Origin of the sequence: Paenibacillus sp. Y5S-9 (assembly GCF_036894235.1) — a bacterium.
GTDB lineage: Bacteria > Bacillota > Bacilli > Paenibacillales > Paenibacillaceae > Paenibacillus.
This window is the reverse complement of the sequence record NZ_CP145887.1, coordinates 4,170,797-4,187,688: the sequence shown is the minus strand read 5'-3', so window position 1 is coordinate 4,187,688 and position 16,892 is coordinate 4,170,797. Positions and strand designations below refer to the sequence as shown.

At 44.6% G+C, this 16,892-nt stretch carries 13 protein-coding genes and 1 pseudogene; 11 read left to right on the top strand and 3 right to left on the bottom strand.

Features of this window, described 5'->3' with window-relative positions:
• Positions 1 to 129: 129 nt before the first annotated feature.
• A complete protein-coding gene (locus tag V6669_RS18340; protein ID WP_338587420.1) occupies positions 130 to 768 on the bottom strand; it encodes a TetR/AcrR family transcriptional regulator in 639 nt (212 codons plus the stop codon).
• Between the two features lie 126 nt (positions 769 to 894).
• Here V6669_RS18340 and V6669_RS18335 point away from each other — a divergent pair, with 126 nt between their 5' ends.
• Positions 895 to 2,457, top strand: coding sequence for an FAD-dependent monooxygenase (locus V6669_RS18335; protein WP_338587419.1), 1,563 nt, complete (start codon positions 895 to 897; stop codon positions 2,455 to 2,457).
• 120 nt (positions 2,458 to 2,577) lie between these two features.
• Here V6669_RS18335 and V6669_RS18330 read toward each other — a convergent pair whose 3' ends face one another.
• On the bottom strand, positions 2,578 to 4,116 hold the full coding sequence (locus V6669_RS18330) for a hypothetical protein (protein ID WP_338587417.1): 1,539 nt from the start codon (positions 4,114 to 4,116) through the stop codon (positions 2,578 to 2,580).
• A 162-nt stretch (positions 4,117 to 4,278) separates the two neighbouring features.
• On the opposite strand from V6669_RS18330, the pseudogene V6669_RS18325 reads away from it, so the two are divergent.
• The 6 genes and pseudogenes from V6669_RS18325 to V6669_RS18300 form a co-directional block, all read left to right on the top strand.
• A pseudogene (locus V6669_RS18325) lies at positions 4,279 to 4,452 on the top strand (XRE family transcriptional regulator); the annotation flags it as partial.
• 144 nt (positions 4,453 to 4,596) lie between these two features.
• On the top strand, positions 4,597 to 5,193 hold the full coding sequence (locus tag V6669_RS18320; protein WP_338587415.1) for a cupin domain-containing protein: 597 nt from the start codon (positions 4,597 to 4,599) through the stop codon (positions 5,191 to 5,193).
• Positions 5,194 to 5,370: 177 nt separating this feature from the next.
• The gene (locus tag V6669_RS18315) at positions 5,371 to 6,051 is read left to right on the top strand and encodes a hypothetical protein (RefSeq protein ID WP_338587414.1); all 681 of its coding nucleotides are present in this window, start codon (positions 5,371 to 5,373) and stop codon (positions 6,049 to 6,051) included.
• 548 nt (positions 6,052 to 6,599) lie between these two features.
• On the top strand, positions 6,600 to 8,189 hold the full coding sequence (locus V6669_RS18310; RefSeq protein ID WP_338587413.1) for a methyl-accepting chemotaxis protein: 1,590 nt from the start codon (positions 6,600 to 6,602) through the stop codon (positions 8,187 to 8,189).
• Positions 8,190 to 8,213: 24 nt separating this feature from the next.
• A complete protein-coding gene (locus tag V6669_RS18305; protein ID WP_017687852.1) occupies positions 8,214 to 8,639 on the top strand; it encodes a chemotaxis protein CheW in 426 nt (141 codons plus the stop codon).
• Positions 8,640 to 8,653: 14 nt separating this feature from the next.
• Positions 8,654 to 10,669: a chemotaxis protein CheA gene (locus tag V6669_RS18300; RefSeq protein ID WP_338587411.1), complete on the top strand. Its 2,016-nt coding sequence runs from the start codon at positions 8,654 to 8,656 to the stop codon at positions 10,667 to 10,669.
• A gap of 97 nt (positions 10,670 to 10,766) precedes the next feature.
• Here V6669_RS18300 and V6669_RS18295 read toward each other — a convergent pair whose 3' ends face one another.
• A complete protein-coding gene (locus tag V6669_RS18295) occupies positions 10,767 to 11,651 on the bottom strand; it encodes a LysR family transcriptional regulator (protein ID WP_338587410.1) in 885 nt (294 codons plus the stop codon).
• Positions 11,652 to 11,763: 112 nt separating this feature from the next.
• Between V6669_RS18295 and zwf the strand changes: the two genes are divergently transcribed.
• The 4 genes from zwf to V6669_RS18275 all read left to right on the top strand — a co-directional run bounded on the left by zwf (position 11,764) and on the right by V6669_RS18275 (position 16,825).
• The gene (zwf, locus tag V6669_RS18290; RefSeq protein WP_338587408.1) at positions 11,764 to 13,287 is read left to right on the top strand and encodes a glucose-6-phosphate dehydrogenase; all 1,524 of its coding nucleotides are present in this window, start codon (positions 11,764 to 11,766) and stop codon (positions 13,285 to 13,287) included.
• 37 nt (positions 13,288 to 13,324) lie between these two features.
• Positions 13,325 to 13,990, top strand: a complete 666-nt coding sequence (gene fsa, locus V6669_RS18285) for a fructose-6-phosphate aldolase (RefSeq protein WP_062835043.1) — start codon at positions 13,325 to 13,327, stop codon at positions 13,988 to 13,990.
• 68 nt (positions 13,991 to 14,058) lie between these two features.
• Complete coding sequence (gene gndA, locus V6669_RS18280) at positions 14,059 to 15,477, top strand: NADP-dependent phosphogluconate dehydrogenase (RefSeq protein WP_091029159.1); 1,419 nt, start codon at positions 14,059 to 14,061, stop codon at positions 15,475 to 15,477.
• Between the two features lie 244 nt (positions 15,478 to 15,721).
• The gene (locus tag V6669_RS18275) at positions 15,722 to 16,825 is read left to right on the top strand and encodes a metallophosphoesterase (RefSeq protein ID WP_338587406.1); all 1,104 of its coding nucleotides are present in this window, start codon (positions 15,722 to 15,724) and stop codon (positions 16,823 to 16,825) included.
• Positions 16,826 to 16,892 lie beyond the last annotated feature (67 nt).

The following is a 16,892-nucleotide window of genomic DNA, read 5'->3' as shown; positions in this document are numbered from 1 at the left end:
ATGGGCGGAACGAAGCAGGATATCAGCATGCTTCGTTCCGTTTTTGCGTTTACCATTGATAATAAAGTCGCAGATCGATTAGATTATGGAATTTATCCGGAAAAAGAAAAGGCATTTACAATGGCGATTTTAAGACTTACGTTGTGGGGCATAAGCGCAAAGAAAGACGCGTACGCCTTCAGTGATGATACGTTTAGTTTGCTCCTCCTCTAATGTCCCGATTTTTCCCGGTTGATTAAATACCAATAAAAACGTTAATGCAGCGAAGTGCTTTGTAGCCATTTTAGGATCAATCACATCGAGCAGTCCGTTTTGTCCAAATTCTGTAAACCTCCTGATAATCCCCTCTTCAGTTGCGTTATCCAGCCTTTCAAAAAACGAGTCTGGCAGGTTGGCAGCTTCCACCATAACCAGACGGATCAAAGCCTTGTAATCGGACGAACCGTTTGCAGAAGCTACGATTTGTTCACAAAATAAGATGAGTGCCTGCTCAAGATCTTCGAATTTCAAGAGGTGGTCTGAAATCCCTTGCTCAATCATGACGAGAACCGCCGAACTGGATTCTTCCACAACGGCAAGCAGTAGGTTCTGTTTGTCCCCATAATAATCATAAACTGTCCGTTTGGAAACTCCCGCTTTAGTTGCGACCGCATCGACACTGGAACGATCAAACCCTTCCGAAAGAAACAGATCTCGTGCCGCCGCAATAATTTTAGCTCGTTTGTCTGAAGAGCCTTTGCGGATTTTCTTGTTTTGCGTATGATCCATTCTTACGTTTTCCCCCTTATATGTGTATTTCAGAAATGGATTAGAGTCCTGCTTTACAAACTACACTGTACGGTGTAGTGTAACAAATGTAGCGTATCAAATCAATGATCAAGGAGGTTTTTATTCATGAATACCATACCGTCTGTTGTTGATGTTCTCATTGTCGGGGCCGGACCCACAGGGCTTACACTTGCCTGCGACCTTGCCCGTCGAAACGTCAACCATCGTATTATTGAACGAAGCACCGTGTATAACGTTGCATCTCGCGCCAAAGGAATCCAGCCTCGCTCGCTTGAAGTCATCGATGATTTGGAAGCCGTTCACTACATTGTTGATACAGGTGTTGTGGACTTGCCTGTTCGTTATTATACCGCAGATGGCAGAAGTGTGGACAAGCCGACTATTACCGTTGCAGCCAGCGCCGAACTTGAGACACCCTATCGTGATCCGGTCTGGATTGCTCAATATGATGTGGAAAAAGCGTTGCGCGACCGATATGCAGTGCTTGGCGGTCAAGTTGAGTTGGGCATGGAAGCTGTAGGGCTTGTTCAGGATGTGGATGGTGTATCGGTAACGTTGAATACAGCACAAGGAGAAGAGCAAATTCGTGCTCGTTATGTAGTCGGCGCTGACGGGGGCAAAAGCAATATCCGCAAATTTATACACTTACCGTTGGTTGGGGAAACACATGATCATGAGCGATGGTATCTTGGCGATGTACGATTGGAAGGGTTAGATCGTGACCATATCCATATCTGGACTTCTTCGGAGGGGATGATCGGGGTGACGCCGCTACCAAAATCCGATATTTGGCAACTGCAGGCTACAATTCCGGCAGACATTGATGAACCAGAGCAACCGTCGCTAGAGGTGTATCAAGCCATGTTTGACCAGCGCGCCGGGGCCGGACGTGTTCGGCTTACGGATGCTTTTTGGTTGTCCATCTACCGGGTCAACGTTCGTATGGTTGAATGTTACCGAAACAACCGGGTCTTTCTTGCCGGTGATGCCGCTCATGTTCATTCGCCGGCCGGTGGTCAAGGCATGAATACGGGAATACAGGACGCATACAACCTCGGCTGGAAGCTGGCGGCTGTCATACACGGAGCAGACACCGCCTTACTCGACACCTACGATGAGGAGCGCCGCCCAGTGGCTCAGGCCGTGCTCAAAGACAGCACTAAGAAGATGGGAGGCGTTATAAGAACGGCGACTGAAGGCGGAGGGTTGTCCCAATCCTTGAGCACCATATCCGACGATCTGACGAGTGGGCTTCTCATTTCCTATCGTTCAAGTTCGCTTACCCATCCGTCTGCTCGAACAAATGCTACCCGTTTACTTCCTGGAGATCGTGCTCCTAATGCTACTGGACTACAAGGCACCGGGTTTGCAGGAAGTGTCTTTGACCTCTTGCGCGGCCCACACTGGACGCTTTTGGCTTTTGCAAACAACATTGATCCTTCTCTGAAGAACTTCACCAACGATGCACTCCATTTGCATTATATCCTTCCATCTAAGGTGGAGGGGGCGGAAGGTATAATAGACACTGCAGGGAATGCCTATCGAGTTTACGATGTCGCAAGTAAAGAACTTGTATTGATTCGTCCTGACGGTTACATTGCCCTGCGCACCTCCATTGATGATACCGCATCGATCCTGAATTACTTGAAATTGTGTGGCTTATCATAGGATCGAGCGACCCAAGGTTCTGCGCGAGTCACGTCATCTTATTGAAAATAGAGTGTAAGAAATTCTATTCATGCAAAAAAGGGTCCTGCCATTTTCATAACAGGACCCTTTTTGTGTAGCCTAGAAATCCCTCAAACGATCAAATACCTCATATAATTCCTCGTGATTGACCTTAATCAAATCATCTTGACGCAGTTCCAAATTCTGTTGTAGCTGATTCAGTAACTCCGTTAGAACAACATAAATCTCTTCCCGCTCAACAGTTTCAATAAAGCCGGTCTTGGCATCCATCTTGTTGAAGGTCTGTGTATAGTTCTCAACCATGGAGACGAGTTGTTTGTGCATAGCTTCCTGATTATTAAAATCTTGACTTAAGTGACGGATTTCCTTCGAGCACTGCTTGTACAATTGAGCTGCTTTTTTGGCGTGAGCTGCCTTGATGTGGTCCCGTCCATCCCAATCCCGAAATGGATTGTTCAGGTTCTCCGCAAGCCATTCCGGTTTGCGTGCTTTGGTGATCTCTATATCATGTCCGGCAGCAGCAGATTTTTTATATCTTGTTTTAATCGATTTGGCTGCATCGGCAGGCAGGCTGGTTAGCCACAGCGTAGCCAATTTTGGAAGTTGCTCTGGATCAGGGAATTGTTCACCTTTGAAGCCGAACAGGTCGTATGTAGTGAAGGTTTGCAAATTTGCCAAATGCTGAATCGATTCTATATGGGATACATTGCCGGGTTTACCCCACAATCGCAACTCTGAAAGCTCAGGATAATACTGCACAAGTGGCTCCAGATTGAGCTCCGTGATATCTCTGATATACAGACCTTCAAGCCGTGAGATGCCCGTAACCTGTGGCAGGCCCGATGGAACATTGAGAGTGATGCATTTACCGTCTTCATAAGCCACGATACGCAGATCAGGAGATAACTCTCCTGTGAAATTCAGACTTTTCATCTTTGTGTTCAAAATTAACTCCTTCAACCCGCTGACATCCACAATAAGTTTGGTCAGGTGACTGCTGCTGATATCGAGTATCGTTTGACCATGATGTATGATATGAAGTTCATTAATGAACGGGTTGTCCTCTATAAATGGAAAGATCGATTCCGTATATCCATCCATTTCAATATGTGTCAGGCAAGGTAGCTTTGCGAGTTCGGCTACATCTTCCGCAGATGTAGGCCTGAAATCGCGGAGTGTGCTCGTACTGCGCCGCATTACACGATTGCCAACCATGACTTCTTTGTCATCATCCGCAGCTTGTTTGAACTGCGCTCTTCGGATCGCATCGATACCTTCCCATTCACGCTGGAGATAGAGACTTTCTCCGATCGGCCAGCCTCCACCATACGTATTTGTTTCCTCGGTGTAGAGAGGAGGGATATTGCCTGCAAGCACATACTGTGAAGGAACATTAGCACTCACGAAACTATGGACAAGTCGTTCATTCCAGAAATAGAAATTACAGATCAACGGTTTCATCTGATGAAGCTGCATCTCATTAGGCAGTTGATCACCGGTCCAATCCAACTGAAGGACGGAGGCAAGCGTGTCGGAAGTTTTACCCTCCGTTTCTTTCAGTCCAATCACCTGGCAGGCTGTATATTGTTGTAATTTTTCGACGTACACGCAGTACACATCTCCAACATTGGGGATCATGTTACGCTCCTTTCGTTCTGCACCAATCGATGCTAAGCTACTTGTAAACCAAGTATTCTGCAGAACTAATAATAGATGAATTATATCAAAGTCATTCAGAGACTACCATTTCGGGATAGGGGCGAACAGGCTTGAATACTTTTATAAAAAGGAACGATGTTTATGGATACAAGTATGAGCCGTAACAAAAAACTGGGTGAGTTCTTGAAATCACGGAGAAGCCGCATTCAACCGGAACAGGTTGGATTGTCAGGATCTTATGGACAGCGAAGAACACCTGGTCTACGGCGGGAAGAAGTAGCGGTATTGGCTGGTGTAAGTGCAACTTACTACACGTGTCTAATTCGTTTATACATGATTCTAAGAAACCTAAAGTTCAGGATTAAAACAATATATAACGTGTGTCAACGGTATTATCTTTCTATTCTCCGGCATACAGTACAACAATGAAGTGTATGCCCAAGGAGGAGAAATGATCGTATGATGAATCCGATTTTACAAGCCCCGAATGTTCCGCTGGCAGCCGATTCCAATGCGGTTGTCAATTATCAGAGGGATTCACGCAACTATGTAACCCAGTTGTTTGGAGAACAGCTGCCGACCATTGCGAATGGTTTCTTCAACGTGTACTTAAGCAAAGGAATTATTGTGCAGCCGCACTGGCACACCAATGTCACGGAGATGGTTGTGGTCATCACCGGTGAAATTACAGCGTCAGTCTTCAATCCGTTTACGCGTGAACGATTGACATATCGTCTGAAACCAGGGCAGGTCGTGGTATTTCCGAAAGGCTGGTTTCACTGGTTTGTCGCTGAGACAGATGATGTATATGTATTAACTATCTTTGATCAACCAACGCCTGATATTGTGTTTGGAGCGGATTTCTTGGCAGCTACACCGCCGGAGGTGGCTCACCGCGCGTACTGTTTGGATGAAGAGGCGTATGCCAGAGCCGTTGCGTCCATTAAAAATGATGCGATTCTGGGCCCTCCAATAGGATGTGATACGCAGGTCTCTGATCAATCGACTTCTCCTTCCAAGACGTCCGTGTCACCATCCAGTAAGCTGAAGTCTTAATTCAAAATTCCTTATTCATTATCAAAGTACAGAGCCTGTAACTGGAGAATAACAGTTGCAGGTTTTTTGATGTGTCGATGCAATAATCTTACGATAAAAATTCAAAATGCCTGAGTCAGTGTGTTCCGTTCTCTGTTAGTATAGTATGAACATCCAACAAAAACGGAGGACTCATGAATGAACATGTCAGAACTGAAAACGCTTGAAATTGCAATGAGTTATGCACCTATTTTGATGTTTGACAGAGCCGAACCCTTTTATCCTGATTTTGTTGGCATTTCTGTGTTGCATCAATCTGGACCTTCACCATCGTTCAGAAGGGACATTAAGTTTCCGACCGAGGCAGTACAATATGTAATTGAATATGCAATCTGGTGGGATTATGAGATTGGACATTTGTATGAAATGGAGCATGTATGGGTTTATGTGGGTCATGATGGAGAGGTAGTAGACTGTGAAGCCAGCTTTCATGGGAAGGTGCTACGCGGATTGTTGAAGGAACGGGTCAATGTGGTTGGACATCATGTATGTCTGTACTCGCAGCCAGGCAAACATGCTTTCTCACCACTTCCAGTTGTATTTGAGTTATTGCCAAACCTGTATAGTGCAGCAGGTGCCGAAGCTGGATGTGATGGGCTACTTGTGAATGAGTTGTTTCAAGGTTATTTTGAAACGAATGAACAGATCGATGCTCAGGTGGAGCGTTATCTGCAGACCAAAGCGTTTGTACCTACCATGGAGTTCGAAGAATATTTACTAAAACCGGAGATGTTCATGACGTGGGATAACCTGTTTGATATTATTCCGCATAGGATTAAGGACCGCTTAATAGAACTGGAGCAGCTATTTAACACATAAGTAATTAGGCTTTAACGGGTTTTATGTTAATTTAAAGTGTTTTTTTCGCTTCAAAACCAAACTTTGTTGATTCGGGTTTGGTTTTTTTTATGGGATAATGGACTCAGTATGGTTAAACATTTATTAGACTTAAGTCTTGAAATGTGGAGTGTGTATAGCAAAATACATAAATTTTTTTGCATGAAAATGATATGTGTTAGACGTAAGAACTATACAACTTCTTATGTAAATATAAGAAGACCATGTCACATGTAAATTGGTATGGAGAATGTATGTGTAAGTCAATGCAGAATGTAGATTATACGTATATATGTAAGTGGGAAAAACAATTTAATAGGTAAAAAGTATAAATTATATTAAAAAGAAGATTCTTTATATCTGAAATAAAAATTCATAATAGTGCAAATTTATAGAAATAAAAATCTCCTATTCAGTTTTAATATATTTATGTCGAAATAGATCGTAAGTTGTCTGGAGCGCGACCTAGAGAAGGGTTTACCAAGCGTTATATACATAACTGGACACTACGATGCCTAGGAGGAGATTACATGAAGTGGTTTGGAAATTTGAAAACAGCAACAAAGATTATCTCAGCGTTTTTAATTGTGTCGATAATCCTAGCGGGGCTTGGCGTCTACTCTGTAGTAACATTGAGAAGTACAAATGAACGAATGCAAGAGATGTATAACAACAATCTAATCTCTGTAAAAGAATTATCCTCAGCTCAGATTGATTATCAAAGAATGCGTGTGAACGTGCGTGATTTGAGCTTCGAAACCGTTGAAACTGAAAAAACTCGGATCACGGAAAACATTGCTTCGATCCGTCAGAGTGTGAATGATCGCCTGACCATCTATCGTCCGCTTGCAACAACCCCTGAAGAAATAGAATTACTCCGGAATTTTGATGCAGAATATCCAGGATATTTAACAATGTTTGAACGAGCAACGAATCTGGCTGTCGCAGATGATCAAAGTGCCTTTAATACCTACCTTAAATCTGAGCTTAAACCACAAGGGGACAAGATTGTTGAGCTGCTTACCAATTTGATCGACCTTAATGAAAGTTTGGCTGAACAGGCGAATATACAATCTCAGGCTGCCTATTCACAAGCATTCAAAGTAACGATAATTCTTGTAGTTCTTTCCGTACTCTTCAGTATCCTCATTGGATATATCATCTCTCGCTCCATTTCGAAGCCACTCATGGCCATGCTGGGTCTAGCTACGGAAGTTGCCAACGGAAATTTGACCCTTAAATCAGACATCTCTAGCAAAGACGAAGTGGGTCAACTGGCTGTGGCACTGAATCAGATGGTTGATAATCTGAAAGAGTTAATCAACAATATCGTGTTGAACTCCCAAAGTGTTGCCGCTTCTTCGGAACAGATCTCAGCCAGCACACAGGAAATTGCAAGTACCAGCACGAGCCAATCCAGCGAGGCAGGAAACATCTCCGAATTGTTCAAGGAGCTTTCACTTGCCATTAACTCCGTCGCTGCAAGTGCGGAAGAAGCGGCTGAACTGTCCAACGATACGGTGAAGACTGCCCGTGAAGGTGGACTTGTTGTACAGACTTCATTGGAAGGTATGCAAGCCGTTAATACAAAAATGACCAAGCTTGAAGATGATTCTCGTAAAATCGGTGACATCATTGAAGTGATTGACGATATCGCTGAGCAGACCAATCTGTTGGCGCTGAATGCCGCGATTGAAGCGGCACGTGCGGGAGAACAAGGACGAGGATTCGCCGTAGTAGCTGATGAAGTCCGGAAACTTGCAGAACGAAGTGGTGAGGCAACCAAAGAAATTACAGCCATCATCAAAGCAATGCAGGAAAATACGAGACAAAGTGTGCAAGCCGTAGCAGCAAGTGTTGAGCAGTCTTCCATGACTGGACAGGCGTTTGATCAGATTATTGATATGGTCAATAACTCTTCACAGAAAGTAAACGAAATTGCTGCTGCATGTGAAGAAGAAGCAGCCCAAGCCGCAGAGGTGATGAGCTCTGTTGAATCCATCTCGGCTTCCAGTGAGGAATCCGCGGCTGCATCGGAAGAGACGGCGGCAACCTGCCAGTCTCTGGCACATCTTGCTGAAGAGCTGGCGAATTCAGCGTCTGCCTTCAAAACCCAATAAACCAATTGAATTGAGGGTGAATCGATGTCTTCACTTCAGAAGGAACAATATATTGAACTGTCTGTAGGTGCAGAGACCTGCGCCATTCGAATCGAAGAAATTCACGAAATCATTAAAATGCTCAGCATCACAGATATCCCATTCAGCCGCCCAGAGATCAAAGGGGTAGTTAATCTGCGTGGCAAGGTTGTATGTGTGATGAGTCTGCGGAACCTGCTGGGTATGCCGGATGAACCGGACACCAGAGCGACGCGTATTATCGTAGTTCGACATCAGGAAGAATATATTGGCTTGATCGTGGATCGAGTAAACAAGGTAACCACATATTCGGAAATACATCCGCCAACCGGCGGATATGGTCGTAACCGTGAAGGTTTATTCCATGGTGTCGGTCAACAGGAAGACAAGCTTGTGGGCATTTTGAAACTGGACGAAATATTGGGCGGTTAGGGAGGTATATACGAATGATGGATTTGTCTGCCTACCGTGACATCTTTATCGAAGAACTGAATGATCAATTGGAACGTATGGATCAGTCTTTATTGGCATTGGAGCTTTCGCCTTCTGTAGAACTGGTTCAGACGCTGTTTCGGGCAGCCCATACCATCAAGGGATCGGCATCCACAATGGATTTTCGTGAATTAAGCGACCTCACGCATGAAGTGGAGTATGCTCTTGAATGGGTCCGGGAGAAGAAACCAGAGATGACTTCGGAGCTAATTGATACGTTATTCCGCTCTTTGGACGCCATGAAGGTGCTTCGTGATCAGTACATCCGTGGGGAAGCCTATGGAGACTTTCGAGCGGTAGTTCGAGAAATAAAAGATCTAATTCAAACCCCGGCAATCGTCGGAAAACTTGTAACACCTCAATTGCAACCAGCGGAATCGATTGTGGCACAGGTAGCTATTGTGTCAGGCAAGCAACTATTGTCCATTCATATTGTGCTAGAGCAGAAGTGTATGATGAAAGCGGCCAGATATCATATTTTACGACAACGCATTGAGGACATATGTGGTACGGTTGTTGCAACTTCTCTCATGGAGAGCCAACCGGGCGCGCAGAATGAAGATGATCATTATGGTCAGTTCATCATCATCGTAGCAACGTCGAAGGACCCACAGCAGCTTAAGACAGAGCTGTCTTCAGACTCGGATATTCATATGCTGGAGATTGAACCATATCTGCTGGAATCCAATGAGGTTGCAGCGACTTCTGCACCACTTGAATTAATCTCTGAAACAGAGCAAACGAAACCAAGCGTGACTACCCCAGCTACAACGGGTCCGGAAGAGAAAGTGAAAACGGCTCAACCTACGGTTCGCGTGAGTGTTGAACGTCTGGATCATTTGATGAATTTGGTTGGAGAGCTTTTAATCGATCAGACATCCCTCGCAGATCTTAGTGGATCGGGTGCACGTAAGGAACCTTCCTCACTCATCCAGAGTATAAGTGGTGTATCTGATCATATGGGCAGGGTGATCAAAGAGCTTCAAGAAGGTGTCATGAAGACACGGATGTTACCCATTGATCAACTATTTAGTCGCTTCCCGAGATTGGTTCGTGACCTATCGCAGAAGCTGGGTAAGGATCTGGAACTGGTTATTCAAGGTGGAGAGACTGAGCTTGACCGGATGATTATTGAAGAATTGAGTGACCCGCTGATCCATCTCATCCGCAACAGTGCAGATCATGGCATTGAAAGTGCAGAGGTTCGGGCGGAGCACGGTAAGCCGTCCAAAGGACGTATTACATTAACTTCGTTTCATGAAGAAAATCATGTTGTCATTCGTTATTCAGATGATGGTAAAGGTATCGATGGTGAGAAGATCAAAGCTTCCGCCTTGGGCAAAGGTATAATTAGTGAGGAACAGGCTGCACGACTAACAACACAGGAAGCTGTACATCTCATATTTGAGCCTGGTTTCTCCACAGCTTCTTCTGTCAGTGAAGTATCGGGGCGGGGCGTTGGAATGGACATCGTGCGTAGCCAGATCGGGCGGCTCAACGGTATCATTGATATTGATACGGAGGTTGGTGTTGGCACCACGTTTACGATTCGTCTACCACTCACATTGGCGATTATTAAAGGTCTGTTAGTTAAAGTATCGGGCCGTGTGCTGATCTTGCCGATGTATAATGTTGCTGAGATTGTTCGGATTTCACCTGAAGATATTCAGATGATTCAGGGGCAACAAGCGATCCTGAATCATGGACGAATTGTACCTTTTCACCGACTGTGCGACAGGCTTAACTATCCACGAACGGAACGTAAATCCAAGACCATTCCAATGGTGATCGTGCGTTCCGTTGACAAAATTGCAGCATACGCAGTAGATGAGATTATAGGAAATCAGGAAGTCGTTATTAAGACGCTAGGTACGTATCTTGGAGCGATGAACCATCTATCTGGAGCAACGATCCTTGGTAATGGTAAGGTTGCCCTTATATTGGACGCGTCCTATCTGGTGAGTCTTTAATTGTTAGATAAACACATACATTATGCAGGCCAAAGAGCCTCATCATCCATAACTGGATGGTGGGGCTCTTTGTTGTACCTTTTGATATTGTGACCACTCAGGATTTGAAAATGAGCTCCATAAATCGGTTGGCAGCCAGAGAAATCGGCATATTGCGTTTGGTCATAATCCCCACATGGGAAGGGGGGAGTGGGACATCAAGCTGAATTTCGAAGAGAGAACCTTCCTCCAGCTCTTTGGAGATGAACTCACGTGTGACATAGGAAATCCCCAGTCCTCGACGCGCAAACTCAATCAACAGATCAACGCTACCAACCTCAATCTCAGGTTTCAACGTGTAATTATAGCTGTTAAACAACTCGGTTATAGCCATCCGAACCCGGCTGTTCCGGGAGAAGAGGATCAGTTGATGCTCCAGAAGCATCTCAAGTGTCATGACTTTACCCTTCAACTGAGCATAACGTTCCCCAGCTACAAAACAGTCCTTCAACTGAATGCTTTCTCTGACTTCGAGCTGTGGATCAACAATGGGCATCCGAACAACACCAAGATCGATCTTGCCTTCTTTCAGAAAGGTAATGACTTCCGGCGTGGTTCCATGACTCAGATGTAGCTTGATGTTAGGGTACAAGGTGTGGAATTCCTCTAGGTACGCCAGCATGTAATGCTTGAACAGGGAGTCACTGCCACCAATCCGGAGTTCACCATTGTCGAGATTCTTCAGTGCGGCCATTTTTTCTTCCGCAAGTGAGATCAGAATTTGGGATTGTTCAATATAGGAGTACAGACTGGCACCTTCCTGTGTCAGCGCTACACCCTTGGAATTTCGATAAAACAAGGTAAGACCAAAGCTCTCTTCTAATTGCTTAATGGCATGACTGACGCTCGGTTGAGTGATATACAGTGCTTTCGCAGCCTGTGTCAAACTTCCCGTTTTGGCGGCCCAATAAAAGACTTTATATAGTTCGTAATTTGTTGTCATAGATGTGGTCTATAGCTCCTGTGAAATATATTAATTACTTGTATAGCTATAAAACGTATTATAGTGTAACTACAACAAAGAAACCAGAGTTACTTGGAAGGAGAACGGTGAGATGGAACCAACTACCATTGTTTTATTTGGTGCTACTGGCGATTTAGCCAAAAGAAAAATATATCCTGCCTTATATAACTTATATCTTGAGCAGAAGCTTCCTGAAACCTTCTCATTGATTGGTCTGGGGCGTAGAGAGTGGTCTGATGAATTCTTTCAGGCTCAAGTGGAAAAATCATTAAATGAATTTTCCAGACGCCAGGCTGATCCTGAAGTTGTGAAGTCATTTGTGAAAGCTTTTCGCTACAGTGTATTGAATATAAGCCATAAGGAAGATTATATAAAGCTGTTGGGATTAGTTGAACAAAGAGAAGCTGAGCTTGGCATTCCGTCCAATCGCTTGTTTTATCTCTCGGTTGGTCCGGAATTTTTCGAACCGATTGCCGAGAATATTCAAGAAAGTGGGCTGGGTTCCACAGAGGGCTGGAAACGCCTCGTCATCGAGAAGCCATTTGGTCACGATCTACAATCCGCCCGAGACCTTAATCGCAAATTAAGCGAATCGTTCACGGAGGAAGAGATTTATCGGATTGACCATTATTTGGGCAAACCGATGGTACAGCGCCTGGAGACGTTGCATCAGAGTAACCCAATCATGAAGGCGTTATGGAACAACCGTTACATCTCCAATGTGCAAATTACGGCGAATGAGACTGTAGGTGTCGAAGAACGTGCATCCTATTATGATCATGTTGGTGCAGTGCGAGACATGTTCCAGAATCATATGTTGCAATTGCTCATGATGATGGCGATCCAGCTTCCGTATAACAGTACTTCCGAAAAAGTTGGATTGAAGAAAAAGCACATTATGGAATCGATCCAGCCGTTACAAAAACAAACTGTGGGCGCAAACATCATCCGTGGACAGTATGCAGCAGGTAACATTCAAGGTAAACCGGTAAATGCTTATACGGCTGAACCGGGTGTAGCCGAGAATACGATGAATGACACATTCATTGCTGCCAAATTGCAAATTGATGATTTCTTCTGGCGTGGTGTTCCGTTTTACATTCGCACGGGTAAAAGAATGAAGGAGAAATCAACACGTATCGTGATTGAATTCAAAGAACCTTCTGGACAGACAAATGTGCTGAAAAACAAGGGTTCCAAACCAAACCTTCTCGTCATTGAGATGAGTCCGGATCAGAGCATGACTTTGCAACTGAATGCAAGTGATCCTGAGAATAAAGGTGAATTCAAACCGGTTCATATAGATCTTTCTCCGGATAAAGGTGACCTCGCGGAAGCTTACGAGAATCTGATTCGTGATGCTTTGCTGGGTGATCCAACATTCTTTGCCCACTGGGATGAAGTAGAATTGTCCTGGGCATGGGTGCAGCCAATTCTGGATGCATTCCAGGAAAATCTCTTGCCACTTCACCTGTATCCTGCGGGTAGTTATGGACCGGCTGAATCAGATGTTATGCTTGAAGAAGATGGTCACCACTGGTGGTTTGATGAGCCGGCGGATCAGGAGTCTGTAGTTACAAATAGCATACCCTTGGCGGTTAATGCAAATCTCTAAACCAAAATAAAAAAATATATCTGGAGGTAATTTAATCATGAAATTTTTTATCGATACAGCTAACGTGGAAGATATCCAAAAAGCATACAAAATCGGCGTATTGTCTGGCGTAACAACTAACCCATCTTTGGTAGCCAAAGAAGGCGTGAAATTCGAAGATCGTATTGAAGAAATCTTGCGTTTGGTACCTGAAGTGGAGTCCGTTTCTGCGGAAGTGACACCAGATGCCCTTACTGCTGAAGAAATGATCGCGCAAGCAGAAGAATTGATCAAAATTAACAACAGTGACAAAAACATTACGATCAAATTGCCAATGACACTTGCAGGACTTGAAGCTTGCCGTTACTTGACCAAAAAAGGCGTGAAAACCAACGTAACGTTGATCTTCACTGTGAACCAGGCGCTTCTGGCTGCTCGTGCTGGTGCAACATATGTATCTCCATTCCTGGGACGTCTTGATGATATCTCCGAAGATGGCGTACAATTGGTTACCAAAATTGCTGAATTGTTCCGTACACATAACCTGGATGCACAGATTATTGCGGCTTCTGTAAGACATCCGGATCACGTTACACGTGTAGCGATGGCTGGAGCACATATTGCTACTGTTCCATTCTCCGTCATTGAACAGATCTCCAAACACCCGCTGACAGATCAAGGTATGGACAAATTTGCAGCGGACTGGAAAAAAACAGTACAATAATCACTGAACATATATTCGTTTCAGATTAAAATAAAACTATATAAATCATGGAGCATTGGGAGGACATAATGAGTAAACAACAGATTGGTGTTATTGGATTGGCAGTAATGGGTAAAAACCTGGCTTTGAATATTGAAAGCAAAGGTTTCTCGGTATCGGTATTTAACCGTTCCCCTGAGAAAACGAACGATCTTCTGAAAGAAGCAGAAGGTAAAAACCTGACAGGTGCGTTCACTATTGAAGAATTCGTGGAATCCCTGGAATCTCCGCGTAAAATTCTGATCATGGTGCAAGCAGGTAAAGCAACAGATGCAACGATTGAGCAACTGCTTCCTCATCTGGATCAAGGCGACATTATTATCGATGGAGGTAATGCTTACTTCCCTGACACACAACGTCGCAGTAAAGAACTGGAAGAAAAAGGTTTCCGCTTCATCGGAGCAGGTGTATCCGGTGGTGAAGAAGGCGCCCTGAAAGGCCCGGCAATCATGCCAGGCGGTCAGGAAAGTGCTTATCAGTTGGTAGAACCTATCCTGACAGCGATCTCCGCCAAAGTTGGCGATGACGCTTGCAGCACATATATCGGACCAGACGGTGCCGGACACTATGTGAAAATGGTGCATAACGGTATCGAGTACGGAGATATGCAGTTGATTGGTGAGGCTTATCACTTGCTCAAATCCGTATTGAACGTTTCCGTTGAAGAGTTGCATGAGATCTTCACCGAGTGGAATCAAGGGGAGCTGGACAGCTACCTGATCGAAATCACGGCAGATATCTTCTCCAAATACGATCCAGAAACAGGCAAACCAATGGTTGACGTGATTCTGGACGCGGCTGGACAAAAAGGAACAGGTAAATGGACAAGCCAAAGCGCGCTGGATCTCGGCGTACCATTGTCCATGATTACGGAATCCGTATTCTCCCGTTTCCTGTCTGCCATGAAGGACGAGCGTGTAGCAGCTAGCAAAATCCTGAGTGGACCAGCAACTGAAGCATTCTCTGGCGACAAAAAAGCGTTCATCGAGAACGTGCGTAAAGCATTGTTTGCAAGTAAAATCGTATCCTATGCACAAGGATTTGCCCAAATGCGTGCAGCTTCCGACGAGTATGGCTGGGATCTGAAATACGGCAACATTGCCATGATCTTCCGTGGCGGATGTATCATCCGTTCGCAATTCCTGCAAAACATCAAAGAAGCTTATGATAAGGATGCAGCTCTGAAAAACTTGCTCTTGGATCCTTACTTCCAAAACATCGTTGAGTCTTATCAAGGTGCATGGCGTGAAGTTATAGCGGCTGCTGTAAAACAAGGTATTCCGGTACCTGGCTTCTCCAGCGCTCTTTCTTACTACGACAGCTACCGTACAGAGCGTTTGCCAGCAAACTTGCTGCAAGCACAACGTGACTACTTCGGTGCTCACACATTCAAACGTGTGGACAAAGAAGGTTCATTCCACTTCCAGTGGATGGACACTAACGAGTAATATCAGTTCCGAATATATAGCATTCTTGCAGTTATTCATGAATTCAACTTCATGGTACCTGCAAGGGTGCTTTTTCTCGTTAACGGTTCGAATTTGAATATCATCAAATTGTAATAAAATGTACGAATCTGGGTTGGGCAAACAGATGATCTGACTCTTCAACTACGTTATACTTGTTCAGATGGAACTACATCCGTGATGAAAATTCGGAATACAACTTATTGACGTGGAGGTTAGACCGGGCATGTTTGTATTAGCAGGTATATTGTTTTTGGTCGTATACGGTTTATTAGTGTTCTACATAGGCTGGAGTGGTTGGAGTTGGATGAAACCAGTCGTGTCCGCCAGATTTCGATGGTTTTATATTATAGCGCTTGTATTCCTTGCTGTTTCCTTCATTTTGGCACGTATGTTTGGAAGTATCTCGTTTCTCAGTATCATCGGTTCTTACTGGCTGGCGATCTTCTCGTTGTTATTGCTAATCCTGCCAGTCGTTCACCTGACGATGTGGTTGCTGAGATTAACCCGTATTCCGAGACATCACACTCAGAAATGGGCAGGTGTTGTTACACTGGTATTGTTAGTGTCTACAATGAGTTATGGAATTTTCAACGCTTACAGCCCGGTAGTGAAAACATATAATATCCAGATTGATAAAAAAGTAGAAGGTGTAGACAAGCTCAACATTGTCATGGCTGCCGATATGCACTTCGGACTTCTGTCTGGCCCTGCACATGCCAAACGCATGGTGGAAGAGATTAATGCTCTGAAGCCGGATCTGGTGCTGTACCCCGGAGATATTATTGATGACAATCTGGATATGTACCTCAATAGCGGAATTGCTGATATTATCAGTGACATTCAGGCTCCATACGGCGTCTATGCTTCACTCGGGAATCACGATAAGTTCGATGGTCCGATTGAAGATCTGATTGCTGCGCTGGAGAAGAGCAACATGCAAGTTCTGTATGATGACAAGATTGTTCTGGATGACAAGATCACTCTCATAGGACGGAAAGACCGGACAGAGAAGGATCGTTCAGAGGTAGCCACATTAATGCAAGATACAGACTTGAGCCAACCGGTACTTATGATGGATCACCAGCCGTATGATCTGGATATTGCGGAACAAAACAATGTAGATCTGGTCGTATCCGGTCACACTCATCGTGGTCAGATTGCGCCTGCTCAGTTCATCACAAAAGCGATCTACGAGAATGATTGGGGTTATCTGCAAAAAGGCTCCATGCACTCCATCGTAACGTCAGGATTTGGATTCTGGGGACCTCCGATTCGCACAAGCAGTCGTTCGGAGATTGTGCAGATTAATGTGACGTTCCAGCAATGATGAAAGGCCCTTCGAAAGAAGGGCTGCCTAATAAGCACGTCAAGCGTAGATTGATGATACCGGCTCC